The organism is Achromobacter sp. EB05, from assembly GCF_044232075.1.
In the GTDB taxonomy this organism is placed as follows: domain Bacteria; phylum Pseudomonadota; class Gammaproteobacteria; order Burkholderiales; family Burkholderiaceae_B; genus Achromobacter; species Achromobacter dolens.
In genome coordinates this window covers 1,247,555-1,273,128 of record NZ_CP155917.1, presented here as the reverse complement: position 1 = coordinate 1,273,128, position 25,574 = coordinate 1,247,555, and the positions used below count along the sequence as shown (strand labels likewise).

Below are 25,574 nucleotides of genomic sequence, written 5' to 3'. Positions count from 1 at the left end.
GGCCGCCTACTGCCGGGCCAGCGCGTACACCAGGCAATGCTCGGTGGCGCGCGCCATGTACTTCTTGATGGAACTGACCGTCACGCCCAGGCGGGCGGCTATCTCGGCGTAGCTGGCCCCTTCCAACTGGGACATCAGGAAGGCGCGCCGCACCTTGTCGCCCAGGCCGTGCAGCATGGCGTCGATCTCGCGGATGGTCTCGAGCAGGATGGCCCGGGTCTCGGGTGAAATGGCGCTGGCCTCGGGCTGCTGCGCCAGGGTTTCCAGCCAGGCCCGTTCCAGCACCTGGCGGCGGATGTGGTCGACCAGCGTGCGTTGCGCCACCGTGGCCAGGAAGCTGCGCGGCTGCCGCACGCCCTGCAATTGCGCCATCGATGCCGGCGAGGCCAGCAGCCGCAGGAAGGTGTCCTGGGCCAGGTCGGCGGCCTCGGCCGGCACGTTCAGCCGCCGCAGCAGCCAGCCACGCAGCCAGCCGTGATGGTCGCGGTACAGCCTGCCCAGCTCGCGGTGTTCCAGGGATTCCGTGGACGACATGGCCGTCGCGTCAGCGCCTTGAGTATTTCGGGAATGGGAATTGTAATCATTATTGATGAAGGCGTTCAATCCGCCTCCTTCCCTTCCCTTTCCGCGATCGCGGCGCGCGGGGAGCCGCTTGAGACACCGCGCCCGAATGGGCACGGCCGGCGTTTACTTCTTCTTGCCCGAGGCGTCCTGCTCGACCACCATGTCCAGCACGTACACCTTCGAGGGCGCGTCGGCCGGCGGGTTCTTCCAGTCGTAGCGCTTGACGCGCAGCACGGTGCGCACGCCGTCGCGGTGATCGTAGCCTTCGATCGACTGGTACAGCGGATGCCAGTCCTCCTGCGGCGGCAGTTGCACACCGGCCTCGTTGTAGCGGCGCTCGCGCACCATCAGGCACTGGTAGCGCGGGATCATGGGATGGCTGCAATCGGCGCGCTTGGGCGCCACTTCCAGGAACATGATCTCGCCGGCGCTGCCGTACAGGGTTTCCGGCGTCGGCTCGCCGACGAACTTCAGCACGCTGCCGTCCTGCGCCACCAGTTCCAGGGCCGGTTCGGTGGACTCGCCGCTGAGCGTGGCGCGCAGGTCGCCCTTCAGGCGCTGGCCGATCTCGGCATCCAGTTTCATCAGGCCGGGTTCGCACGCCTTCATCGTCGAAGCGAGGTTGGCGACATGCAGCACGCCGTCCTTATACGTGTAGCCGCCGAACTGCGTGTTGCAGCCGCCGCGGATGTTCATGCCATCGGCCGAGAACGACAGGCGCAGCGGTTGTTCGATGCCCTTCTGCAAGGCGGGGATGGCCTTGCCCGAGGCATCGGTGGCGGACGCCAGGCGCCAGTGGTAGGCCGGCAGGCTCAATGCGTTGGCGGCGGGCGTCGAGGAAGAGGTGGACATGGTGGAAGATCCTTCGCCAGTGTGGGAAACCGGTGCGCAAGCCTGCAGCAAGGCGGCGCAGACCGACGCCAGGAGAATCGTTTTCTTCATGGTTTGTTCCTATCAGCCGTGTGGCACTGATGAAAACCGCGATTCTACGTCCGCGCCATGGACGAAATGGGCGGGTCCTGCCCACTGACGTATCAAAATCTTGCCGTCCGATTGAACACAAGCTGACACCAAAGGCTGCGTCCGCCCCGCGCCGCCCCTGCGGCGGCGCCACGAATGGCGCGGCGCGGGCCGCTCGCGTCCCGCCGTGTGATTACAGACTGACACTTACGCGTCGCGCAAACCGCAACATTGCACGCAGTGATGCGGAGTTTTGCGGCGTTCTTTCTTGCCCGCGGCGCGCCGCGGCGCCTCAATCCACCCGCAGCATCCCCGCCTCCTCGCGCACCCGGCCTTGCGCCAGCAGCGCCGCCAGCGCCAGGCCCAACCGCGCCTCGGCGTCCGCCGGGGTGCGCGACTGGCCCAGCAGGCGGCAGACCGACTTGATCACATCCGCGCGCGGGGCGTTGCCGGTCATGGCCAGCACCCGCAGCACGCCGTTGGCCAGTTCCTCCAGGCAGACGTCGTCGACGCGGCGGCGCGAGGCCTCATCGTCGCCCGCGCCGCGAAAGCCCGCCCAGTCCGCCGCCCGCGTGCCCGCGGGCCAGAGGAACGTGACCTCGCCTTCTTGCGTGCGGCCGCTGTCTGCCGGCGTCAGTTGCCGCAGGCGCTCGACGATGCGCGTGCCGGTGCGCTCCAGGCCCCAGGCCCGCGCCACCCGGCGATGCAGCACGCTTTCCGGCAAGGGGCCTTCGGTCTCGATCACCTGGCGCAATTCGGCGCTCAGCCGCGCGTTGCTGGCCTGGACGTAGAACGCCTGCGCATCGCCCGCTGGCAGCGCGGCCACCGCGTAGGTCTCGATGCCACTCGCCGGCGCGCCTGCCGGATCGGCCTGGCGCGGCTGCGCCTCGCCCTCGGTGGTGATGCTGAATGCCACGTCGTCGTCCGCGGCGTCCGGCGCCTCGGGCGCGACTTCCGGTTCCGGCGCGGCCTCCTCCTCCTCGCGCGCCAGTTCCGCCTCCAGGCGCGCCAGCAGCTTTTCCACTTCGCGTTCGGGATTGATCCACCAGTCGGTCGACCAGATCCGGTGCAGGCGCCACCCCAGGCCTTCCAGCACCACTTGCCGCAGCCGGTCGCGGTCGCGCGCGGTGGCGCCGGCGTGGTAGGCGCGGCCATCGCACTCGATGCCCAGCAGGTAGCGGCCAGGCGCGCGCGGATCGACCACGCCCATGTCGATGCGGTAGCCCGAGCAGCCGACCTGCGGATGCACCACCCAGCCGCGCTCGCGCAGCACCTTGATGACCTGGGTCTCGAAGGGGCTGTCGGGTTCGCGGCCGGTGGGCAGCGACTGTTCCACCAGCGCGCGCGGCCCCTTCAACGCAAACTCCAGGTAATGCTTCAGGTCGCGCACGCCGGCGGCGCGCACGCGCGACAGGTCGATCTGCTGCGGCAGCAGCGTGCTGTAGATCACCACGCCTTCGCGGGCCCGCGAGATCGCCACGTTCAGGCGGCGATGGCCGCCTTCGCCATTGAGCGGGCCGAAGTTCATCGTCATCTTGCCGGCCGCGTCCGGACCATAAGTGATCGAGAAATAGATCACGTCGCGTTCGTCGCCCTGCACGTTCTCAAGATTCTTGATAAACAGCGGCTCGCGCGCCTGCGCCGAAATCGCCTTGTCCAGGGCGGCATTGGCGCGCCGGCGCGCGTCCAGCAGGGTTTCGATGAGCGACTGCTGCGGCTGGTTGAACGTCACCACGCCCAGGCTCTGGCGGCGGCGCGCCGGATCCAGGTAATGCTGCTCAATGCCCTGGACGATGGCCTCGGCCTCGGCGCGGTTGCTGCGGCTGCCGCCGCGGTCGTAGACGCCGGCCACGCGTTCCAGCCGCACCGCCACGTCGTCGGTGACCGGCGACGGGAAGGTGATCAACTGCGAATCGTAGTAGGTCACGTTGCTGAACGTGATAAGGCTTTCGTGGCGACTGCGGTAATGCCACTGCAGCCGCAGGCGGTTCATGTCGGCGCCCAGGCACTCGTCCAGGATGCTCTCCAGGTCTTCCACCTGGCCATCGTCGCCGGCGCCGTCGTCATCGTTGGCGGACTTGCTGAAGAAACTGGTGGGCGGCAACTGCTTGGTATCGCCCACCACCACCAGTTGCTGGCCGCGCGCGATGGCGCCGATCGAATCCCACACCGGAATCTGCGAGGCCTCGTCGAACACCACCACGTCGAACTGCGAGTGACCGGCATCCAGGTATTGCGCGACGGACAGCGGCGACATCAACAGGCAGGGCTTGAGGCGCGGCAGCAGCGAAGGCAGGCGCTGCATGAGCTGGCGCACCGGCACGTGGCGCGTCTTCTTCTGCAGTTCGCGGCGCAACAGGCCCAGCTCACTGTCGGGACTGACCAGGACGGCATTGTTGGCAGGCACCTTGCCGGCCAGCAATGCCGCGATATAGGCCGAGGTGAGCTGCTGGAAGCGGTCGTCGGCCAGGCGGAACTCGCGGATCTTGCGATCGTGGTCGGCGCTGGAGAACGAACGCAGCAACGACGACCGGTCAATGACCTTCTTGACCCACCAGTTGCGATAACTGAATTCGAAATGCGCCTCGACCCCGGCCAGCGGCACGCGCCCCGCCTCCAGCGTGGCCACAAGCCCCTGCAACTGCATGCCAACCGCCTGTTCGCGCGCCTGGCGCCAGACGCACCACGGCATCAGGCTCTGTCTGTTGAGCCGCCATCCGGCCAGCACGCCCTGGAGGCGTTCGAGCGCGCCGCTGTCCTGCGGCAGGCCTGCCAACGGCGCGGCGGGATGCGCCAGCGCCTCCACCACGGCCAGTTGATCGCGCAGCCCGCGCCACGCGTTGCGGGCGTCGAGCAGGCGCTGGCCGAGCGCGGCGCCCGGCTGCAGCAAGGCGCGGTTCTCGCCCACCAGCGGCTGCAGGCGCGTGCGCAGCGCGGACGCCGTGGCCGGGTCGCCGGCCATCAGCGTGACCGCCTCGGCGAAACGTTCGGCCCACTGCTCGTGGCGCCCGACCTGCTCCCAATCCGTGTCCAGGCCGGCATAGTCATTCTGCAACAGCCGCTCGGCATCGGCCTTGAGCGCCGCCAGTTCGCGGTCCTCGGCGTTGACCCGCGCCAGCGGTTCCAGCATCGCGGCAATGGCGGCGTCGTCCGGACGGCGCGCATCGACGCGCAGCGCCGCCAGGCGTTTGCACACCCCACGCCTGGCGAAGACCGACTTGGGCCACCAGGCGGCGCAGGCGGCCTGCCATTGCGCCCGCAGCGCCGCCGCGTCCAGGTCCGCCAGGCGCGCCTGCCATTGCGCGCCGACCTCGGCCCAATGCGCATTGCGCGCCAGGCCATGGCGGGCCAGGGCCTGCACCCGCAGGCGCGCGGCCGGGTCATGCGCCTGCGCGGCCAGGCCGGCGGGCACCTGCGGCGCGGCCAGCAGGACGTCGATCAGCGTGTCCAGGCGCGCGTAGGCGTCCAGGCTCAAGCCCGCGGCCGGCACGCCCAGTTCCTCGCCAGCGGCCTCCACGCAGGTCTTGAACGCGTCCACCGCCTCGTCCAGCGCCTGAGCCGCCGCCAGCAGCGCGTCCTGCCAGCTCGGGCTCCACTCGGTCATGCCGATGTGCGCCAGCGCGTGGCCGTGCAGCGCTCCCAGCTCGCCGGACAACGTCGACATGCGCCGCGCCGCCTCGCGCAGCCGCTCCAGGTCCTTCTCGTCGTGCGCCTGGGCATCGGGCCAGTACATCGGCGACGCCTCCCGGCCAGCGTGCAGGATGCAGGTGCCGATGGCGTCATAGACCGTCAGGCCATTGGCGTGACGCTGGTGCAGCGCTTCGACCAGTCCGTTCAGCTCCTGGCGCAGCACGCCCAGGCGTTCGGCCTCGCGGTTCCACTCCTCGCTGGTGCGCTGGCCACCCAGTTCCAGCGCCCGGCCAAGCTGCTGCAGCACTTCGGATTTGCGCGCCTTGGACGAATGCAGCTCCAGGCAGAACGGCGCCAGCCCGATGTTGGCCAGGCGCCGGTGCACCACCTCCAGCGCCGCCATTTTCTCCGACACGAACAGCACCGTCTTGCCGCGCGCCAGCAGGTGCGCGATCAGGTTGGTGATGGTCTGGCTCTTGCCGGTGCCGGGCGGGCCTTCCAGCACCAGGTCGCGGCCGGCGTCCACCGCGCAGATCGCCTTCAATTGCGAGGAATCCGACAGCAGCGGCGTCAACAGGTCCTGCGGCCGGTAGCTGTCGTCCAGGCGCTCGAAACGCGGATCCCAGGGCTCCTGCGCAAAGGCCTGGCCGGGATGGTCGATCAGGTGCCGCACCACGCGGTTGGCCTTGAGCTGGCCGCTGCGATCCTGCAAGTCCTTCCACATCAGGTACTTGGTGAACGAGAAGATCCCCAGATGCACCTGCTCCAGCACTTCCCAACCGGCGATCTCGCGCACCGCCAGTCGGAACGCCTGCAGCACTCGCGCCACATCCACGCCCTTGTCGTCGGTCGGCAGCACGTCCAGGCCGGGGATGCGCAGCTCGTAGTTGTTGCGCAGCATCTGCAACAAGGTCGGATTGATGATGGTCTCATCGTCATGCCGCAGCAGCCGGAAACCGCTGCGCACCGACTGGCGCTGCAGCGACACCGGCATCAGGATCAGCGGCGCCAGGTGGGCGCTCTCGGCGGCGGGATGCTCGGTCCAGCGCAACATGCCCATCGCCAGGTACAGCGTATTGGCGCCCCCCTCCTCCAGCCCGGTGCGCGCGGCGCCGAAGAGGGTCAGCAGGTTGGCATCCAGCGCCTCCTGCGGCACGCGCGCGATCAGCTCCTGGTTGCCCAGGGCCTCCAGCGCCATGTCGTCCAGCGGTGCGCGGCCGCCACGGTCGACATGCACCTGCGCCACGCGCGGATCGCCGCCCTCCATCAAGGCTGCCGGCAACGGACGGATTCGGAACTCGCTGCCATCGGCAATGGCGTCTTCCAGGCGGCCCAGGTCGGGCGCCACCAGCGGCAACGTCGACTTGGTGTTCTTGAAATTCAGCAGCCGGTTGCGCAGCGTCAGATCCAGCAGGCGCGACTTCCATTTGGCCAGGCGGCCTTCGGGGCTGTCGTCGGCCGGCTCCAGGCTGATGACGAATTCCGGGTCCAGCGGCGGCAGGTCGGGCGTCGGCTCGATCGCTGCGGGCGCCTCGGTGGCGTCGCCCCCCTCCGGCGCCGTGGCGCCGGCGCGCGACGGCAGCGGCTTGATCTGCAATTCGCGTGCGCGATGCACGTCGATGGCATAGCGGAAAGCCTCGTCTTCACGCAGGTGGGCCGCGCCCTGTTCCAACGCCAGCCGCAGCGACGGCCGGAAATTCGGATGCTGGGCGATGCCCGTGGTTTCGAACGCCAGGAATTCGCCGCTGTCCACGCGTTTGCGCACGGCCTGCACGTCGTCGGTCAGCGGATCGGCGAAGCAGGCCGGATGCAGCCACACGCCCACCCAGGCGTGGCCTTCCTTCATCAGGATCACGGGGCGCAGCCCGGCCTGCTCCAGGCAGGACGAGAACAACATCGCCAGATCCAGGCAGGTGGCCACGCGGGCCTCCAGGATGCGGTCGGGCGTGCGGATCTTTTGGCCGTCGACGCCGAACGACGCGGGCGGCTCGGCGTAATGCAGCGATTCGGCCGCCAGCGTGCTGTAGATGGCCGACACCTGCTTCCAGACCACGTCTCGGCTCTTGGACTGGTAGCCGTTCATGGTCAGGTCGTTGTGCTGCTCGCGCAGCAGCCGGGCGGCCTTGCCGATCAAGACATCCACGGCCGGGTTGTTGGGCATGGAAAACGCGGCCAGCAGTTCCGGCAGGGCGCGCGTGCCGGCCCACTGGTCGTAGGCCAGCACGGCCACAGCCTGCGAGGCCCGGCCCACTTCGCGCCCATCGGCCTGCGCCGTCACCTCGATGGCGGCGCGCTGCGCCTCCTGCAGCTCGGCCAGGTAGGCATGGTCGGGCGTCAGGTCCAGCGGCGCGATGCGGCGGATTTCGCCCGGCACCAGCGCGTCGAAGCGCAGCCGCACGGGCTGCGCGAAGGCCGGATTGCAACGGATGTGGACCTCGACGTCCTCGAACGTCTCCTGCGAGCGGTTGATCAGTCGCAGCGAGCGCAGGACCGGCACCGCGTTCTGGATCGACGCGTAGCCCAGCGTCGGATCGGCCTCGATCTCGATCGCGACCGCGTCTGGCGTGCCCGGGGCCGGGCCGGCCGGCCCGGTGGCATGCGCCGCGCCTTCCTGAATCGCCGCGGGTTCCAGCTCTAGTCGCTTGTCCATCGATCGCTCTCTGCTCGGTTCATCGCCATTGGGCAGGGACTATAGACCGAATCGAGGGAATATTCGCGGCCGCCCCCAACGTTCACAGCAGGCGGAAGCTGCGCCGCCCGCGCGCCACGCCCCCCCCTGCCAACCCGCGGGCGCAGGCCTTCATCGATTACCTCGCCTGCGCCGAGGGCCGCGCGATCTTCAAGAAGGGGGAGCTGGAAAACAGACTGACGCCGACGGCGGCGTGTCAGCGGCGTTCAGCGATAATCGCGCAACCCCACTACCGCCCGGCTCGCCGCCGGGCCACGCCGATGCGTATCCGCGCCGCTTTGCTGCTCTGCCCGCTGGCCCTTGCCCTGCACGCCCCGATGGCGCGCGCCGACACCCGGGTGCAATCCCTGGACCAGGTGCCCGGCGCCATCAAGACGCAGGACGCCCGCAAGATGTACGACAGCCAGATGAGCGGCGCGCCCCGGCCCGACGGCCTGGGCGCGCAACTGCCGCCGGGCTTCAGCGACGCGTTCCTGCTGCAGGAGCTCGCGCCCGGCCAGAATCCCAAGCGCCTGCTCGTGGCCGGCGCCAAGGCCTGGCCGCAGCGCCCCGGATCCTATGTCGCGCTGGTGTGCCTGGCGGCCAGCGCCGAACGCGCGGAACGGCTCAAGCAGTTCGGCGGCGGCGATTGCGCCAACCTGTCGCGCGACCAGGACAAGAATGAAGTGTGGGTCGGGGTATTCGAATCGGCGCCCGGCGCGGCGCCCCGGCTGGTGGCCCGCACCGAGGCGCCGGTGACGACGCCGACGGACTGGAGCGACACCGACATCGACCCGCCCATGGACCTGGCGATGCAGGATGCCGGCGCGCCGATGCTGTCCACGCCTGAAAGCTGGAAGCGCTTCGACCTGGCGCCCTACCGGATCTCCCCCGACGCCACCGCCTTCGGCCTGCGCGCCGGCTGGAGCGAAGGCTACGCTGGCGGCGGCGCCGACTTCGAGGCGCTGTACCTGTTCCGCATCGAGGGCGCGGCCCTGGAAGTGGTGTTCGCCCAGCCCATGTCGTTCGTCAAGAGCATCGCCGGCGACTGGAACCCGGACGGCACGCGCGAACACGACGAATCCGACGCCAGCAACGCGCTGGTGATGCTGCCGGGCAAGACCGGCGGCTACTTCGACATCCAGTTGCGCCAGCAGGGCGGCAAGTGGAAGCGCACGTTCAAGTGGTCAACGCAGAAGCGGGCCTACGAGTAGACCCGCTCCGGCCCTCAGGCCGCATCCACGTAATTCGGTTTGCCGCCCAGGAACTTCAGCAGTTCCTCGGGCTGGCTGACCTGCGCCAGCGGAATGAAATACACCTCGTCCGGCACGTCCTGGCGCTGCACCGGAATGATCTGCAGATAATCCGGCGTCAGCGCGATCAATTCGATCTTGTCGTTCTCGTAGGCGGACTCGAAATGGCTGCCATTCTGATCCAGCACGAAGCGGTCCGCATAAAAACGCGCCGATCCCTTCAGGCTGGCGGCGCCCTTGAAGATGGTCTTGCGGATCATGCGCTTGAGCACCCACTTGGGCGTGGGCTGGCCGTTGCCCAGGCCCTTGATGATGCGGCGCGTCTTGGCGGCGGCGATGAAGCTCAGCGCCATCAACAGCATCACGCTGGCAAACACGGCGGTATGGGCGCCCACCTTGCCGGTGGTCAGCTTCTCGATGCCGACGATGACGATGGACGCGACAAACGACCCATGGCGGATCCAGGTCCACGTGCGCGTGGCCGCGTTGACCACGTCGGCGGCGCGCTGGCGCTGCGCCAGCAGATGGGCCTCCAGCGTCTCGAGCGGCAGGTCGTAGTCGGCTTGGCTGATGGGTACGGCGTCGGTCACGGCAGGGCCTTTCTGGATACGGACAAAACCTCGGATTATGCCTGTCCGCAGCCCCGGCAGGCCCCAGGCCGCTGGCGTGTCCGCAGGGCCCGCGGGTTTTCCCGACCCATGCCGGGCGCACGCATTGCATGAAAAAACCCGCAGACCCCGTGAACGGGATGTGCGGGTCTTGCGGTCCGAAGCCGGGCGCGCCAGGCGCCCGCCGGATCAGCCGATCACGCGGAAACGCTCGGCGTCGTCCATGAAGCCCTTTTCGCCGAAGCCGTTTTCGTTCGAGCCGAACGGCATCTGCGCGCGCAGCTTCCAGCTTGCCGGGACGTTCCACTCGCGCGCCACGGCGGCGTCGATCAGGGGATTGTAGTGTTGCAGGCTGGCGCCCACGCCAGCGTTGGCCAGCGCGGTCCAGACCGACAACTGGGCCATGCCGCCCGCCTGTTCCGACCACACCGGGAAGTTGTCGGCGTACAGCGCGAATTTCTCTTGCAGGCTACGCACCACGTCCTGGTCTTCGAAGAACAGCACGGTGCCCACGCCAGCGGCAAAGCTCTTGAGCTTGGCTTCGGTCTTGTCGAAGCCTTCGGCCGGAGCGACCTTGCGCACTTCCTCGATGGCCAGGTTCCACAGCTTGTCGCTTTCGGCGCCAAACAGGATCACGGCGCGCGAGCTCTGCGAATTGAACGACGAGGGGCTGTGCTTGATCGCTTCCTGGATCAGGGTCGCCAGTTCCTCTTTCGAGGCGGACAGGTTACGGCCCAGCGAATACTGCGTGCGGCGCTTCTTCAGTGCGTCGATATATGCGTTGCTCATGAGGATATGCCTTTCGACTGGTAGATAGAGGGTGAGGAGTGAGCAAATTCTAACGGCCGAGGCCGCGAGCGGCCACCTTTCCGGGCCACAAAAAGGCGCTTTTCCCCGGAACAAACTGTTCCAGTTTTGTGGCGAATGGCCCTCGAGGGGGAGGATGGCGCTGGCGTCGACCGCCTGGGCCGCCCGCCGGCGGCGGCGATGCGATCACACCGGCAATAGCCGTCCGTTGCCCGCTGACGCGATACGGGCCCCGGCCGTGGCGCTCGCTCCCCCCACGCGGAACGCCGAGACCGCCTGCCGCAGGTCGGCGGCCTGCTCGCGCAACGCTTCGGCGCCGGCAGAGGCTTCCTCGACGCGCTGCGCATTCTTTTGCGTGTCCTCATCCAACTGCGCGATCACCCGCGCCACGTGCTCGATGCGGCCGGTCTGCTCGACCGAGGCCTGCACGATGCCGTGCATGGTCGCGGTGGTCTGGGTGATCGAGTCCAGGATCAGATCCATGGTTTCCCCGGCGGCGCCGACTCGCTCGACGCCCTGGCGCACGGTTTCGGCCGACTGGCTGATCAGCGTGTTGATTTCCTTGGCCGCGGTGGCCGAGCGCTGCGCCAGCGAGCGCACTTCGCTGGCGACCACGGCAAAGCCCTTGCCCTGCTCGCCCGCGCGCGCGGCCTCGACCGCGGCGTTCAACGCCAGGATGTTGGTCTGGAACGCGATGCCCTCGATCACCGACGTGATCTCGGAAATCTGCGCCGATGCCCTGGAAAGATGCTCCATCGTGTCGACGACGGCATGCATGGTCTGGCTGCCTTGCCGCGCGGCATCCATGGCCTGCCCCGCCATGACGCCGGCTTCCTGCGCGTCGTGCGCATTGCGCTTGACCGCGCCGGTCAGCTCTTCCATCGAGTCGGCGGTCTGGCGCAGGGCGCGGGCCTCGTCGCTGGTGCGGGTCGACAGGTCGGCATTGCCCTCGGCAAGTTGTACGCTCACCACCGACACCGCGTCGGCATGCTGACGCACGCCGCCGACCACCGAGGCCAGGTTGCGCTGCATGCCCGCCAGCGTCGCCAGGATGCTGCTCTCGTCACCCGGTTTGACCGCGATCGGGCTGGCCAGGTCGCCGGCGCTGACGGACTGCGCGATGCGCTTGAGCGCGGCCGGTTCCGCGCCCAAAGCGCGGGTGATGCGGCGGGCAATCAGCCAGGCCAGGCCCGCGCCCAGCAGGATGGCGGCGCCGGTCAGGGCCAGCATCAGTTGCTGGAAGTCGATCCCCACGCGGCGCGCCATGTCGCTCTGATCCTTCATCAGGCGCTCTTCCAGGTCGATCATGCGGTTGATGGCCGCAAGCCACTGCACGAACAGCGGCCGCGCCTGGTCCAGCAAGGGCCGCGCCTGGGCGGTATCGCCCCGCTCCAGCGCCGTCAGCAGGCGCTGCACCACGGGCAGCGTGCGCGTCTCGACGTCCTTGATGCCGGCCAGGGTCTCGCGTTCCTGGTCTGACACATCGGCGCCCTGCACGAACAGGGCGTCCATCGGCACGGCCGCCTCGTCATATTGGCGCTTCAGGCGCTCGATGTCAGCCACCAATGCATGCAGCTCGGCGGGATTGGCCAACACCGCGTCGCGCAGCGCGATCGAACGGTCATGGACGCTGCCGCGGAAGGTAATGGCGTAGCGCTGCTTGACGCCATGGACGTCGTTGATGGCGGTCAACGCGCCATTCATCCGGTTCACCTGGGTGATGCCGACCACGGTCAGCAACACCATCAGGCAGAGAACCACGGTGAATCCGAGCATGATCAGGCCGCCCGTGCTGCGCAGGGTGCGTGAGGGGGAATGGGAGTCCTGCATGAAAGCTCCTGCGGCAGCCGGCGGACCGGAAATGCCTATTTGATTGATTTATAAAAACTATTAACCATTAATAATTAATTATATATAACTATTGTTGCAAATAAACACCCTTGTCCATGGCGTGAACGCCGCCCGCAGGGACCTGCGGCTCGCATGCAAGGTGGTGGCGGTGGCGCCCGGTGCCCGCACGCCGGCGGGTTTCGGCGCTGGCGCATCGGTGTCAGACTAGGCGCCTGCCAACCCGGAGATCCCATCGATGCTGAAAGACCGACGATTCCAGATCTGGCTTGCCGTGTTCGTCGTGATCGTGGGCTGGCATGTCGCCCTGCTCTGGCCGAGAAGCGCCGGCCATCCCTCCATCGGAGGCGGCGGGTACGATCTGTCGAACTTCGTCTACACGCTGACCCTGCTGGCGTTCACGGCGCTGTGGTCCCTGGTCGCGGCGCTGATCGGCATGGCGCGGCGCGACGCCCTGGCGGCCAGGCGAGCTAACTGGCTGGCGGCGGCGGGCGCCATCACCTTCGTGGTGGCGGCCATCGTCTTCGGCCACCACCTGCGATAGCGGCGTTCCGCGCCCGCGCACCGTCCGCGCCCATAGGCGCGCACGACGCCCGCGCAAGAAAAAGCCGGCGCACAAGGCGCCGGCCGATACGTCATCAGGCATGCCGACGGCCACGGGACAGCCCCGCGGACGCGCTCGCGGCCTCAGGTGCCGACGGCGGTGCCGTCCTGCTTCCAGATCACCACCGTGGCCGGGCGCGGCCGGCTGGCGCTGGCGTCATCGGGCCACTTGGACGCCATCAGCGGATTGTTCTGCGCATCCGTCACACTCGGGCCTTCGCCCGGGTGCTGGATGTTGATGAACAGGTACTTCTGGTCGGGCGTCCAGGTCAGGCCGGTCACTTCACAACCGACCGGGCCCGTCATGAAGCGGCGGATCTCCTTGGTGGCCGGGTTGGCCACCAGCATCTGGTTGTTGCCCTGGCCGGCGTAGGCGCCGGTGTTGGAGTAGTTGCCGTCCGTCTCGATCCACAGCAGGCCGCGCTTGTCGAAAGCCAGGCCATCGGGGCTGTTGAAGGTGTTGTCGGCCGTGACGTTGGCCGAGCCGCTGCGCAGATCGGTGCGCGGATACAGCGTCGGGTTGCCGGCCAGCACGAAAATGTCCCATTCGAAACTCAGCGACGCCGGGTCGCCATTTTTCTCGCGCCAGCGCACGATCTGGCCGTACTGGTTGCCGGTGCGGGGGTTGGCGTCATTGGCGCCCGGATGGTTGGGGCCGCCCGGATAGCGCGCGCTGCCGCTGCCGCGCGAGCTGTTGTTGGTCAGCGTGACATAGGCTTCGCGGGTGGTCGGGTGGGTCGTGATCCACTCGGGCCGGTCCATCGGCGTCGCGCCCACCGCGTCGGCGGCCTGGCGCGTCTTGACCAGCAGCTCGCCCATGTCCTGATTGAACAGCGCGCCGAGCGTGCCGCCGGCCTGCGCAGGCGTGTCGAGCTTGAGCGGGATCCACTCGCCCACGCCCATGGCGTCACCCTGCGCGGCGCCGTCCAGGAAACGCGCAACGTACAGCGTGCCCTTGTCCAGCAACAGACGGTTCAACGCCGGGCGGGCCGGGTCGTACTTACCGTCGGACACGAACTTGTAGATGTACTCGCTGACCTGGTCGTCGCCCATGTAGACGACCACGCGCTTGTCGTCGGCCAGCGTCATCGCCGCGTTCTCGTGCTTGAAGCGGCCCAGCGCGGTCAGCTTCTTGGGCGTGGAATTCGGATCGAACGGATCGATCTCCACCACCCAGCCGCAACGGTTGTATTCGTTGGGCTCCATCGCCCAGTTGAAGCGGTTGTCGTAGTGGTCCCAACGGTAAGAGCTGCTGGAGGTCTTGCCCGAACCCTTGTAGCGCTCCATGTGCGCCCGGTATTCGGCGTCGGGGTAGTTCACCGTGGCCGGATCCGCCGTGCCGACACCGAAGTAGTCGGTGAAGTTCTCTTCGCACGTCAGGTAGGTGTTCCACAGCGTGTAGCCGTTGCCACAATTGCCGAAGGTGCCGAAGCAGCGCGTGCCCGTCGGATCGGCATTGGTGCGCACCAGGCGGTTGCCCGCGGCCGGGCCCACCAGTTGCATGGCGACGTTGGCATTGACGCTGCGGTTGAACGGCGAATCCAGCACCGCTTCCCACTTGCCATTGGCCAGCCGCAAGTGACGCACCGACACGCCATGCGCGTGCTGCGACTTGCGCACCCAGTCCAGGTTCCACTGCGCGTTGCCGGGCTGCACGCCGACGGGATAGAAGTATTCCGGCGTGGTGTATTCGTGGTTGGTGACCATCAGGCCTTCCACGCTGCTGCCGTTGACGCTATCGCTGCCGTCGATCGGGAAGAAGTGCAGGCCGTCGTGGTTGTAGCCCAGTTGGCGGGCCTGGTCGTCGCCGCCATTGCTGGCGTCGGCCTTGAACGCCGGCGCGCCCGCAAAGAGCGGATCGCCCCAGCGGCTGATCACGGCGAACTGGTAGCCCTCGGGCACCACCACGGTATCGGCGGTGCTGATGGGCACCGCCTTGAAATTGAGCTCGACCGGCTTGGCGGGCGTCTCGCCGCCCGGGTTGGAGCCAGGATTGCCACTGGACGAATCATCGTCGTCATCGCCGCCACAGGCCGTCAGGCCCGCGCCCATGAAGCCGACCGCGCTGGCGCCCAGGCCGGCCTTGAGAAAGCCGCGGCGCGAAACGGCGCGTCGTACCACTTCGTTGAAATGCGGTGCCTTGGAGGGGTTGGACGGGATGTCGTCCTGGTCCGAAGAACTCATCAGTTTTCCTGTCAATGTCGCTGTTATCGACTGGCTCACCCGCGACCCAGCCTGCCGGCATGATCGCTGTCCAAGATGACGGGTTAATAACAGCTAAATGAAAGGTTTGACAGGGGCACGGAAACCGTCCCGTCCAAAGCCGCGCGCACGGCGACAAGCGCTGCAAAAGCAAAATGCAAAAAGCCCGCTGGAACTTGCGTTTCAGCGGGCTTTTCTTGATTCCTGGTGCCGACGGCGAGACTCGAACTCGCACAGCTTTCGCCACTACCCCCTCAAGATAGCGTGTCTACCAATTTCACCACGTCGGCTAACTTTTGCCAGAAAAGTCGTGCTTTCCTGGAAAGTCGAACATTCTATCACGCAATTGGCGATTCGCGTGAATCCGTCCCGCCATATCGCTCAAGCCTTCGCCGCCACCGGGCAACCCGCCCTGACGCGTCGCGCCCCACCTGGCATCAATCTGTCATGTGGACAGGCAATACTGGCGTGGCCATGCGCACACCCGGGCCGTTCCCGGGGAGTTCCCCCCGGATATTCATATGAAAGGGAATTCGTTGGCGCGCATGTCCGGCCGGCTTACGATGCCAGTCATACACAACAGGGCCTCAGGCCCGTACAAGGCTCCACCATGCAACGTCTGATATCCCCGATCCTGACCCGCCGTCCCACGCTGCTCGCCGGCCCGCGCAGCGCGCGCCGCTACGATGCCGTCGTGTCCCTGCGTGCCTACCGCGAAGCGCGCCAGCTACGCGAGTCCGCCGAGCGCATCCTCGCCGTCTCAGCGCGCCACATGCTGCCGGGCGCCTGAACGCCTTCCGCGCAAGACCAGCGTTCCAGGACGGAACGCCATGAAAAAAGGCCGGCGATAGCCGGCCTTTCTCATTGGGGCGGGACGCTTACTTGGCAGGCGCCTCGGCCGGCTTGTCGCCCGCGGCGGCCGGCGCCGACGGCACCGAAGCGTCCGGCTTGGCAGCCGGGGCCGGGGCAGGAGCCGAACCGGCGCCAGGCACCGACGAAGCGGCGCCGGGGACGGACGAAGCGCCGGGCACCGACGAGGCACCCGCGCCCGGTTGGGCCGGCGCGGCGCCCGGCACCTGCGGCACGGAACGGTCGGCCGGGAAGTTCTGCATCACGCCGGAGTCGACGGCGGGGCCGCTGGTGCCCTTGTGGCTGACATAGGCCAGGCCGGCCGTGGAGGCGAAGAAGACCACCGCGGCCCACTTGGTGGCGCGCGACAGGAAGTTGGCCGCGCCGGTGGCGCCGAACAGGCTGCCCGACGAGCCGCTGCCGAACGCGGACCCCATGTCGGCGCCTTTGCCCTGCTGCAGCAGGACCAGCACGATGATAGCCAGCGCCGAGATCATTTGGACGGCCAGCAGAAGTTTGAGCATCAAGGGCATTACAGACTCCGGAACGGAAACTTAGATGGCGGCGATTCGCAAAAATTCTTCGGCCACGAGCGACGCGCCGCCGACCAGGGCTCCGTCGATATCAGTCATGGCGAACAAACTGGCGGCATTGGCAGCTTTGACGCTGCCGCCGTACAAAACTTGCACCTGGGCCGCGCCCAGCGCTGCCAGGGCGGCGCGGATGGCGCCGTGGACTTCCTGCGCCTGCTCGGGGCTGGCGGTACGGCCGGTGCCGATGGCCCAGACGGGCTCGTAGGCCAGCACCATGCGCGAGACGGCCTCGGCGCCCAGCGCCAGCACCGGCTTGAGCTGGCGCTCGATCACAGCCAGCGTGTTGCCGGCCTCGCGGTCGGCCAGTGACTCGCCCACGCACACCACCGGGGTCAGGCCGGCGGCCAGGGCCGCGCGCGCCTTGTCGGCGACCATCTGGTCGGTTTCACCATGCAGCACGCGGCGCTCGGAGTGGCCGGCCAGCGCATAACGGCAGCCGAATTCCTTGAGCATGGCGCCCGAGACTTCGCCCGTGTAGGCGCCTTTGTCGTGGGCGCTGACGTCCTGCGCGCCCCACGACACGGCGCTGCCGGTCAGGGCCGACGCGGCCTGCGCCAGGTACGGAAACGGGACGCAGACGCCGATTTCGCAATGGCTGGCGGCATCCGCGGCGCGCAGTTCGGTCAGCAACGCGGCATTCTCGGCCAGGTTGCCGTGCATCTTCCAGTTGCCCAGCACGAGGCGGGCGCGGTGTTCGACTGAAGTCATGGCGCAAATGTCAGAGTGGGTGAACCCGGGGGAAAAGCACCCGCCCACGGGCTGGCCTGGAAATAATTCCAGGCGAAACCCGTGATTGTATCCTGTTGCGCGGCGCCGCGCCGAACGCCGCGCGTTTCTTACACGGTCAGGATGATTTTGCCGATGTTCTCGCCGCCTTCCATCATGGCGTGGGCCTGGGCGGCCTGGGCCAGCGGGAAGGTGGCGTGCACGATCGGCTTGATCGCGCCCTGCTCCAGCAGGGGCCAGGCGCGCTCGCGCAGCGCCCGGGCGATGGCGCCCTTGAAGGCCACCGGGCGCGGCCGCAGGGTGGAGCCGGTGATGGTCAGGCGGCGGCGCATGACCTGGCTGGTATCGACATTGGCCTGCGCGCCGCCCAGTTGGGCGATGATGACGATGCGGCCGTCGTCGGCCAGGCACTGCATGTCGCGGGCGATGTAATCGCCGGCCACCATGTCCAGGATCACGTCGACGCCGCGGCCGCCGGTGGCGTCCTTCACTTCCTTGACGAAGTCCTGCGTCTTGTAATTGATGCCGCGCGCGGCGCCCAGGGCCTCGACCGCGCGGGCGCGATCGTCGCTGCCGACAGTGGCGTAGACCGTGTTGCCCAGGGCGCGGGCCAACTGGATGGCCGTGGTGCCGATGCCGCTGGCGCCGCCGTGCACCAGCAGGATCTCGCCGTCGGCCAGGCCGCCGCGGTCGAACACGTTGCTCCAGACCGTGAAATAGGTTTCCGGCAGGCCGGCCGCTTCGATATCGGACAGGCCCTTGGGAATCGGCAGGCACTGGGCCGCGGGCGCGACGCAGTATTCGGCATAGCCGCCGCCAGCCACCAGGGCGCACACCTTGTCGCCCAACGCAAAGCCGCTGCCGGCCAGGTCGCCGCCGACGATCTCGCCGGCCACTTCCAGGCCCGGCAGGTCGGACGCTCCGGGCGGCGGCGCGTAGTTGCCCTTGCGCTGGAACACGTCGGGACGGTTGACGCCCGCAGCGCTGACCTTGATCAGCACTTCGCCCTTGCCGGGCTCGGGCGTGGGACGTTCGGCGGGAACCAGCACCTCGGGGCCGCCCGGGCGGGAGATTTCTACACAGTGCATCGCGTGCCTCCTTCGCAGCAAATGGATTATTATTGCGCCCTTTACGGCAAGTCGCGTTGTCGTCGGGTAGAGTGTTTGCCTGGCGGCCGGATTGCCGTCTCCGCAGGACATTGCGGCAGCAGGAAGCGTGGCAGAGTGGTCGATTGCACCGGTCTTGAAAACCGGCAAGGGGTTAAACCCTTCGTGGGTTCGAATCCCACCGCTTCCGCCAGAAGACCGCCCACCGTCCCCATCCCCCTCGATTTGCCCGAGCCGCCCGCCGTCACCACGGTCCAGGACGTGTCCGCTCGCGCCCATGTTGCGCAAATATCATTAACAACTGAACAACTCCTGAATAGAAACGATTTCGTCTACTATCTGGCGCATTCCGGGCGGCTCGCGGTGGCGAACCCGGTCAAAGAACCGGCGACACAGCCAGGCGCGATCCGTATGCCCAAACTCAAAGACGCATTCAAATCAGGCCTGTTCCGGTTGTCTCCGGCCCTGGCCGCGCGCTGCGGCGTGCAGTTTCCGCTGCGGGCGCCGAACCGGGCCTTCCTGGAACAACAGATCTTCGGCTATCTCAACCGCCAGGCGGACGGCCCGCAAGGCCCGGGGCGCTGCCTCTTCCTGGGCATGGGCGAATACACCTGGCACTATCCGCGGCTGCTGAAGCCGGAATTCCATTCGCTCGACATGGATCCGGAACAGGCCCGCTACGGCGTGCCTGGCCGCCACCTGACAGGCAGCGCCACCGAGATGGCGGCGCTCTACGAGCCGGGCTATTTCGACGTGGTGATCGCCAACGGCCTGATCGGCTACGGCCTGAACGAACAGGCCGGCTACGAGCGCATGCTTGCGCAATGCCATGCGGTGCTCAAGCCGGGCGGCCTGCTCGTCCTGGGCTACAACGACACGCCCGAACGCGCGCCCTTCCCGGTACATATCGACGCGCTTGGCCTGTTCACGCCTTTCGTGCCGCCGATCGCCGGCGTCGAACAGCCGCGCCATCCGATGCGCGACAAATACCACCACGTGTTCGTCTTCGCCCGCCGGCGGGAACCGGACGCCATCACGGCCTGAGCGCGCGCGGGACTAACCACAACCCGTCCTATTTGTTGATGACGGCGCCGTCGCCGCGATGCTCGCGGCCGCCCGTCCTGGCGGGCGCCAAGGCTCCCACGGATGGCGCCGACTCGGCCGTCGGCGCGGCCTGCGGCCGCTGGCGCTGGATCTGCTCCAGCCGCGCCGCCGCCTCGTCGCCCTTCAGCTCCGCCATCCGGCCGCGCACGATCGCATCCATGTACTGGCGCGTGAACGGCTCGCCCACGCGCCACGCGTCCCCTTCCTGCAGGAATTCGAAGTCGCCTTCGAACACCTGCCAGTCGGCGCGGCCGATGGTGGACATCAGGCGGTCGCGGTACTCGACCTGCAGGCGGCATGACCACCTGCCGCCGCCGAGATCCTTGCAGTCGCCCAGCGGCTGGATATTGCGCACGGCGCGCGTGTCGGTTTCCGCCGGCAGGCCCATGCGTTCGCGCTGCCGGTCCTGGGCTGCCTTGCGCGCCGCGCCCCGGGCCAACTGGTCGAACGCCGCCACGCCCTGTTCGAAGGCGGCGGCGAGCCTTGCCGCGCCCGCCGGCTGGCCCACATCGCGCGGCTTGCCATCGGCATCGAGCTGGCCGTAACGGGCCCGCACCACGCGCGGATCCGCGCCGGCGATCATCATCTCGCCCTTGTCGTTCGGACCGATGGTGTAGGCCAGGACCGACGTGGCCTCGCCGACCTTCAGCGTCGCGGCGCAGCCGCGCGACCGTTCCGGCTTGATGTAGCCGATTTCGTTCACATCCGAAAACGTCGCCAGGTACAGGTCGGCCGGCGCCGCTCCCCCGGCCAGCGGATTGCGGGACATCTGCTGGAGGCGCGAGGTAAACAGGCTGGCGCGCAGGGTTTTCTGCACATCGGCATCATCGCACTGCGGCGGCGTGGCCGGCGCGAACAGATACCATCCCGCCGCGGCCACCGCGATCACGCCGCCGCCCAGCCATGCCCGGCGCGGGCCGGGAAAAGCACGCTTGAGCGCGACCCGGCGCACCTGCCGTTCATATTCTTCAAGCTTGCGCTGCATCAGCGCGTCCATCTCGGCCAGTGCCTGGCGACGGGTGGCGTTGCCGGCGAAGGCGGCTTCGGTCACGGAGAGCTCGCCGATGGCCGCCAGATCCTCGTCGGAAACGATGTGTTCGTCCACCAGCCAGAACAACGCCTCGCCGAGCGACGTCCACGGTTCGGCGCCGCCCTCGCCCAGACGCTGGCGCGCGGCGGCGTGGTGATCCGGGCGAATGACGCCGTCGGCAAGCAGGCGGTCGAGAAGCGGAGTCGATGCAGGGACCATGACCGTACGGCGGGTTGCCAAAACGAGGATGGCACATGATACCGTCGGCGCAGTCGCGCGCACGGCTGGCGCGGCCTCGTCCCGCGCCGGCCTCAGGCGGCGTAGGTCTCAAAGATGCACTGCCGGACCGGGGCCGCGTCCAGGCGCGTGGATGCGCACCCGCAATGCGATCAACAGCGCCGCCAGCAGCATCAGGATGCCGGCGGCCACGAACACGCCGACGATGCCGTTGGCGCTGAACATCGCGCCACCGGCCGCCGCGCCGGCCGCGATCGACGACTGCACCGACGCCACCACCATGCCGCCCGCGCTTTCGGCCTGGTCGGGCACCGCGCTGGCCACCCAGTTCGACCACGCCACCGGCACCCCGCCGAACGCCATTCCCCATAGCGCCACCAGCAGCGCCTGTCCCGTTACGGTCGTCGGCAGCAAGGCCAGCGCCAGGGCCGCCGCCCCCACCAGCGCGGGCATCAGCACCAGCGTGGCGCGGGCGCTGTGGCCCAGCAACCATCCCGCCAGCAGGGTGCCGGCGAAATTCGCCACGCCAAAACCCAGCAGCATCAAGGCCAGTCCGTCGGCGCCGACGCCTGTCGTGGTTTCAAGGAACGGCCGGATGTAGGTGAACAGCGCGAAGTGGCCGGTGTGCACCAGCACGCATCCCAACATGCCCACGGCGATGCCGGGACGCAGCAATACCTCCAGCACCGTGCGCAGCCGCGCGGTCCGACCCGGCGCCAGCCGCGGCAGCGTGAGCCACTGGAACGCCAGCGTCGCCACGCCAACCGCGGCCGCGGCGACGAAGGCGCTGCGCCAGCCATACCTGCCGCCCAGATAGCTGCCGAGCGGCACCGCCACCACGGTCCCCACGGCAATGCCACTGAAGATGATCGACAACGCGCGCGGCAGCAAGGCGGGCGACACCAGGCGCATGGCCACCGCCGCCGCCATGCTCCAGAAACCGCCCAGCGCAACGCCGAGCAAAATACGCATCGCCAGCAGCACCGCCAGGCTGGAAGACATTGCCACCAGTAGATTGGAGGCCACCATCAGGGTGCTGAAGGCCAGCAGCACCACGCGCCGGTCGAGCGCGCGCGTCAGCCCCGGCACCAGCAGTCCGGCAAACAACGCCACCACCGCCGTCACCGTCACCGCCTGCCCGGCCAGCGCCTCGGAAACTCCCAGGTCGAGCGCCATCGGCGTCAGCAGGCTGGCCGGCAGGTACTCCGCGGTCAGCAAACCGAACACCCCCATCGCCAGCGAAAACACCGCCATCCAGGCGGGCGGCGCATCCGCCACGCGCGACATGCGGCCATCGCAGACCGCTTCACAGACACCATGACTCATCGCAGAACATCCTCAGGAAAACATCACAGCGGCCAGTCTAGGGATGGCATCCAGGATAATCTATGATGAATAATCTTTGATTTTTGACCTAAACACCTGAATGAATGCCACGGATGCCTTTGCGCTTTCGTCCGACCTGATCAGCGAACTGCTGACCGGCATGCGCCTGCGCGGCGTGCAATACCGCCGCATCCAGGTCGGCGCGCCGGTCGGCCTGGGCTTCCGCGCCCGCCCCGGCCACGCCTACTTCCACTATCTGGCGGTTGGCAACGCCGTGCTGCGCAGCGCCGACGGCGCGCTGCATCCGCTGTCCGCGGGCAACGCCGTGCTCATTCCCCAGGGCGACGCCCATCACTTGCTATCCGACCCGCGCGCCCCGGTGCGCGATATCGACGAGGTGGCCGCGGCGCCGCTGGGCGAGCAGGTCAGCGGCGTCGACACCTGCCCCAGCACGCACGACACGCCCAGCGCCGTGCTCTTCTATGGCTGCATGGCGTTCGACCTGGGCGGCATGCGGGGCCTCGGCCCCTTGATGCCTGGCCTGATGCTGGTGGACGCCGCCAGCGAACGCTACCCGGGCGCGCTGGCGCTGCTGGACGCCATGAAGCGCGAAATCTGCGCCGGACGCATCGGCTTTGCCGGCATCCTGGCGCGCCTGGCGGAAGTGGTGGCCGCCATGATCGTGCGCGGCTGGATCGAAAGCGGTTGCGATGATGCCGCCGGCCTGGTGGCCGCCCTGCGCGACCCGCGGCTGGCGCGCGCCATCCTGGCCCTGCATCGCCAGCCCGGCCGCGACTGGACCGTGGAAGAACTGGCGGCGCAATGCAATGTCTCGCGATCGGTCTTCGCGCAACGCTTCCAGGCCACCATCGGCACGCCGCCGCTGCGCTACGCCACCGAATTGCGCATGCGCCTGGCCAGCCAATGGCTATCCCACGAGCGCTTGCCGATCGACACCGTGGCCGAGCGCCTCGGCTATACCTCCCAAGCCGCCTTCAGCCGCGCCTATAAACGCGTCACCGGTCAATCACCGGGCGCCAGGCGCCGCGGCCCAACCGTAGCCCTGCAGCAGGCCCAGCAGGGATAGGCGAGCCACCGCCACGGCCTCATCGCGCAAGGCATCGGCGCGCCAGCCCATCTCGATGGCGTAGCCCGGCATGGCGACCGGGCACGGCAGCAGCCGCAGCCCCGTGACCGCCGCCAGGCCGCGCGCCGCGTGGGTCGGCAGGGTCGCCAGCGCGTCGCCGCCACGCAGCAGAAACGCCAGCGCCGCAAAGTGCGTGGTCGCCGCCAGCACCCGCCGCGTCAATCCCTGCGCGTGCAGCACCTCGTCAACCACGCCGATGAATCCGCCCGACGACACCAGCACGTGCGCACGCCGGGTGAAATCGTCCACGGACAACGCATCCTGGCCCGGCGCCAGGCTGGCCGGATCGACCAGGCAGGCATAGTCGCCCTGCCCAACGGTCACGCGCTGCAATGCGGGCGCGATCAGTCCGCCGGACGCGATCACCAGGTCGACGTCGCGCGCCATCAGCATGTCGGCGGCCAGGCGGCTGTGGGTCTGGCGAAAGATCAGACGCAGTCCCGGCGCAGCCTCGGCCAGCGCCGCGATGGCCTCGCGCCCCAGCGCGATCTCGAAGTCGTCCGACAGCCCCAGCGTGACCGAACGCCCGGCGAACCCGGCCGGTCCAGGCCGCGCCAGCGACAGGCTCTGCCGGCACTTGTCCAACGCCTCGCCGATGATCGGCCGCAGCTCGCGCGCCCGCAGGCTGGGCGACAGGCCACGCCCGGTGCGCACGAACAGCGGGTCGGCGTACAGCGCGCGCAGCCGCGCCAGCGCCGCGCTGACCGCCGACTGGGTCACCCCCAGGCGCAGCGCGGCGCGGCCCGCGCCGCCCTCGTCGTAGATCGCCTCGAACACCTTGAGCAGGTTCAGGTCGGTCGACTCGATATCGATCTGGTTCATATCATTTATCGCCAGGCAGGATTGATTGATTTTAGGCCGCCCCCGACACTAGGACGCATCGACTCCTCTGTGAAAAAGGAACCCCCATGACCGCCACCACCGTCGCCGCGCTGCAGATCGGCGCCTCGCCCGAAGGCAAGGACGCCACCCTGGAACGGATCCTGGCCTTCGAGGCCGAGATCAGCGCCTCTGGCGCCGCGCTGGTGGTCATGCCCGAGGCCCTGCTGGGCGGCTACCCCAAGGGCGAGATCTTCGGCACCCGGCTGGGCTACCGCCTGCCCGAAGGGCGCGACGCCTACGCCCGCTACTACCAGAACGCCATCGATGTACCCGGCCCCGAGACCGACGCGCTGGCCGCGCTGTCGCAACGCACCGGGGCCAGCCTGGTGATCGGCGTGATCGAACGCGCCGGCAGCACGCTGTACTGCACCGCGCTGTACTTCGATCCGGCCACCGGCCTGACCGCCAGGCACCGCAAGCTGATGCCCACCGGCACCGAACGGCTGATCTGGGGCCAGGGCGACGGCTCGACCCTGCCCGTGCTGGAGACGGCCGCGGGCCGCGTCGGCGGCGCCATCTGCTGGGAAAACCACATGCCGCTGCTGCGCACCGCCATGTACGCCAAGGGCGCACAGATCTGGTGCGCGCCCACCGTCGACGAACGCGACATCTGGCAATGCTCGATGCGCCACATCGCCCACGAGGGCCGCTGCTTCGTCATCAGCGCCTGCCAGGTGCAACCCTCGCCCGCCGAGCTGGGCCTGGACGTGCCCGGCTGGGATCCTCAGCGTCCACTCATCAACGGCGGCTCGCTCATCGTCGGACCGCTGGGCGACGTCCTGGCCGGCCCGCTGCACGGCCAGACCGGCCTGCTGACGGCAACCATCGATGTCGACGAACTGGTGCGCGCGCGCTATGACTTCGACGTGGTCGGCCACTACGCTCGGCCCGACGTTTTCACCCTGGAGGTGGACGAACGCGCCCGCCAGACGGTGCGCTTCATCGGCTGAGTTTTCCACAGGGGCGGCCTTGCATGACGGGCCGCCTGCCCGCGAGTGGTATAGTCACGCCCGCCGGATACCGCTGCGCGCTCGCGCCGCACACCCAGGTATCCCATTGCGGTTTCCTGTCGGAACCCCAATGCCCGAGTGGTGAAATTGGTAGACACAAGGGACTTGAATCCATTTGAGCCCTCCGGAGGAAACTCCAGAGGTGTAGCCCGTCAAACTCGGCGAATGCCCTGGACTTGTTCCGAGCCAACGCCGAGCCAAGCCCGGATCGAAAGAACCGGGAAGGTGTAGAGAGCAGACGGCGGGCACCTAAGGCCGCAAGGCTATGGTGAAGGCGTGCTCCAGACCACGAACGGCGCTCCGCGCGCCGGCGGCGAAAGTCGAAGTGGTACGAAAATCCCTCGGCCGCGAGGCCGTACCGGTTCGATTCCGGTCTCGGGCACCACCCCTGAACCACCACCGGCCCGCCTTTGCGCGCCCT

Annotated in this window: 19 protein-coding genes and 2 tRNA genes; 7 read left to right on the top strand and 14 right to left on the bottom strand. The window is 68.3% G+C overall.

Annotated elements, in window-relative coordinates; translation table 11 throughout:
- Positions 1-6 precede the first annotated feature (6 nt).
- From AAID08_RS05860 to AAID08_RS05850, 3 genes are all read right to left on the bottom strand, one after another.
- The gene (locus AAID08_RS05860; protein ID WP_006389156.1) at positions 7-534 is read right to left on the bottom strand and encodes a sigma-70 family RNA polymerase sigma factor; all 528 of its coding nucleotides are present in this window, start codon (positions 532-534) and stop codon (positions 7-9) included.
- A gap of 153 nt (positions 535-687) precedes the next feature.
- Complete coding sequence (locus AAID08_RS05855; protein ID WP_395757452.1) at positions 688-1,416, bottom strand: DUF4377 domain-containing protein; 729 nt, start codon at positions 1,414-1,416, stop codon at positions 688-690.
- Between the two features lie 400 nt (positions 1,417-1,816).
- Positions 1,817-7,804: a DUF3320 domain-containing protein gene (locus AAID08_RS05850; RefSeq protein WP_395757451.1), complete on the bottom strand. Its 5,988-nt coding sequence runs from the start codon at positions 7,802-7,804 to the stop codon at positions 1,817-1,819.
- Between the two features lie 299 nt (positions 7,805-8,103).
- Here AAID08_RS05850 and AAID08_RS05845 point away from each other — a divergent pair, with 299 nt between their 5' ends.
- Complete coding sequence (locus tag AAID08_RS05845; protein WP_054501655.1) at positions 8,104-9,036, top strand: hypothetical protein; 933 nt, start codon at positions 8,104-8,106, stop codon at positions 9,034-9,036.
- A 14-nt stretch (positions 9,037-9,050) separates the two neighbouring features.
- Here AAID08_RS05845 and AAID08_RS05840 read toward each other — a convergent pair whose 3' ends face one another.
- From AAID08_RS05840 to AAID08_RS05830, 3 genes are all read right to left on the bottom strand, one after another.
- Positions 9,051-9,665, bottom strand: coding sequence for a hypothetical protein (locus tag AAID08_RS05840; RefSeq protein WP_395757450.1), 615 nt, complete (start codon positions 9,663-9,665; stop codon positions 9,051-9,053).
- A gap of 207 nt (positions 9,666-9,872) precedes the next feature.
- Positions 9,873-10,472 carry a nitroreductase family protein gene (locus AAID08_RS05835; RefSeq protein WP_064524610.1) on the bottom strand — a complete coding sequence of 200 codons (600 nt, stop codon included), beginning with the start codon at positions 10,470-10,472 and terminating at the stop codon, positions 9,873-9,875.
- A 204-nt stretch (positions 10,473-10,676) separates the two neighbouring features.
- Complete coding sequence (locus AAID08_RS05830; protein ID WP_064524612.1) at positions 10,677-12,320, bottom strand: methyl-accepting chemotaxis protein; 1,644 nt, start codon at positions 12,318-12,320, stop codon at positions 10,677-10,679.
- 256 nt (positions 12,321-12,576) lie between these two features.
- Between AAID08_RS05830 and AAID08_RS05825 the strand changes: the two genes are divergently transcribed.
- Positions 12,577-12,882: a hypothetical protein gene (locus AAID08_RS05825; RefSeq protein WP_054501658.1), complete on the top strand. Its 306-nt coding sequence runs from the start codon at positions 12,577-12,579 to the stop codon at positions 12,880-12,882.
- A 143-nt stretch (positions 12,883-13,025) separates the two neighbouring features.
- Here the strand turns inward: AAID08_RS05825 and AAID08_RS05820 are convergent, their stop codons facing one another.
- Together AAID08_RS05820 and AAID08_RS05815 are read right to left on the bottom strand one after the other, a co-directional pair.
- The gene (locus tag AAID08_RS05820; RefSeq protein ID WP_116793635.1) at positions 13,026-15,125 is read right to left on the bottom strand and encodes a PhoX family phosphatase; all 2,100 of its coding nucleotides are present in this window, start codon (positions 15,123-15,125) and stop codon (positions 13,026-13,028) included.
- Between the two features lie 223 nt (positions 15,126-15,348).
- Positions 15,349-15,433: transfer RNA gene (locus AAID08_RS05815), tRNA-Leu, on the bottom strand.
- A 320-nt stretch (positions 15,434-15,753) separates the two neighbouring features.
- Here AAID08_RS05815 and AAID08_RS05810 point away from each other — a divergent pair.
- Positions 15,754-15,933 (top strand): hypothetical protein, encoded by a 180-nt coding sequence (locus tag AAID08_RS05810; RefSeq protein WP_054501660.1) that lies wholly within the window; start codon positions 15,754-15,756, stop codon positions 15,931-15,933.
- 88 nt (positions 15,934-16,021) lie between these two features.
- Here AAID08_RS05810 and secG read toward each other — a convergent pair whose 3' ends face one another.
- The 3 genes from secG to AAID08_RS05795 form a co-directional block, all read right to left on the bottom strand.
- Entirely contained in the window at positions 16,022-16,525 is a 504-nt protein-coding gene (gene secG / locus AAID08_RS05805) for a preprotein translocase subunit SecG (protein WP_395757449.1), read from the bottom strand.
- A 21-nt stretch (positions 16,526-16,546) separates the two neighbouring features.
- Positions 16,547-17,293 carry a triose-phosphate isomerase gene (tpiA, locus tag AAID08_RS05800; protein WP_054433438.1) on the bottom strand — a complete coding sequence of 249 codons (747 nt, stop codon included), beginning with the start codon at positions 17,291-17,293 and terminating at the stop codon, positions 16,547-16,549.
- Between the two features lie 128 nt (positions 17,294-17,421).
- Positions 17,422-18,399: an NAD(P)H-quinone oxidoreductase gene (locus AAID08_RS05795; protein ID WP_144655895.1), complete on the bottom strand. Its 978-nt coding sequence runs from the start codon at positions 18,397-18,399 to the stop codon at positions 17,422-17,424.
- A 121-nt stretch (positions 18,400-18,520) separates the two neighbouring features.
- Here AAID08_RS05795 and AAID08_RS05790 point away from each other — a divergent pair.
- Positions 18,521-18,610 (top strand) — tRNA-Ser (locus AAID08_RS05790).
- Positions 18,611-18,828: 218 nt separating this feature from the next.
- Positions 18,829-19,461: a class I SAM-dependent methyltransferase gene (locus AAID08_RS05785; protein WP_116793634.1), complete on the top strand. Its 633-nt coding sequence runs from the start codon at positions 18,829-18,831 to the stop codon at positions 19,459-19,461.
- 28 nt (positions 19,462-19,489) lie between these two features.
- On the opposite strand, the gene AAID08_RS05780 is transcribed toward AAID08_RS05785, so the two are convergent.
- Both AAID08_RS05780 and AAID08_RS05775 read right to left on the bottom strand, forming a co-directional pair.
- Entirely contained in the window at positions 19,490-20,770 is a 1,281-nt protein-coding gene (locus tag AAID08_RS05780; RefSeq protein ID WP_064524616.1) for a hypothetical protein, read from the bottom strand.
- Between the two features lie 108 nt (positions 20,771-20,878).
- Positions 20,879-22,114, bottom strand: a complete 1,236-nt coding sequence (locus tag AAID08_RS05775; RefSeq protein WP_175188594.1) for an MFS transporter — start codon at positions 22,112-22,114, stop codon at positions 20,879-20,881.
- A 100-nt stretch (positions 22,115-22,214) separates the two neighbouring features.
- Here AAID08_RS05775 and AAID08_RS05770 point away from each other — a divergent pair, with 100 nt between their 5' ends.
- The gene (locus tag AAID08_RS05770; protein WP_045952815.1) at positions 22,215-23,201 is read left to right on the top strand and encodes an AraC family transcriptional regulator; all 987 of its coding nucleotides are present in this window, start codon (positions 22,215-22,217) and stop codon (positions 23,199-23,201) included.
- Here AAID08_RS05770 and AAID08_RS05765 read toward each other — a convergent pair.
- Positions 23,142-24,083: a LysR substrate-binding domain-containing protein gene (locus AAID08_RS05765; RefSeq protein ID WP_395757448.1), complete on the bottom strand. Its 942-nt coding sequence runs from the start codon at positions 24,081-24,083 to the stop codon at positions 23,142-23,144. The two genes, AAID08_RS05770 and AAID08_RS05765, sit on opposite strands and share 60 nt — an antisense overlap.
- A gap of 86 nt (positions 24,084-24,169) precedes the next feature.
- Between AAID08_RS05765 and AAID08_RS05760 the strand changes: the two genes are divergently transcribed.
- Positions 24,170-25,093, top strand: coding sequence for a carbon-nitrogen hydrolase family protein (locus AAID08_RS05760; RefSeq protein ID WP_395757447.1), 924 nt, complete (start codon positions 24,170-24,172; stop codon positions 25,091-25,093).
- Positions 25,094-25,574 lie beyond the last annotated feature (481 nt).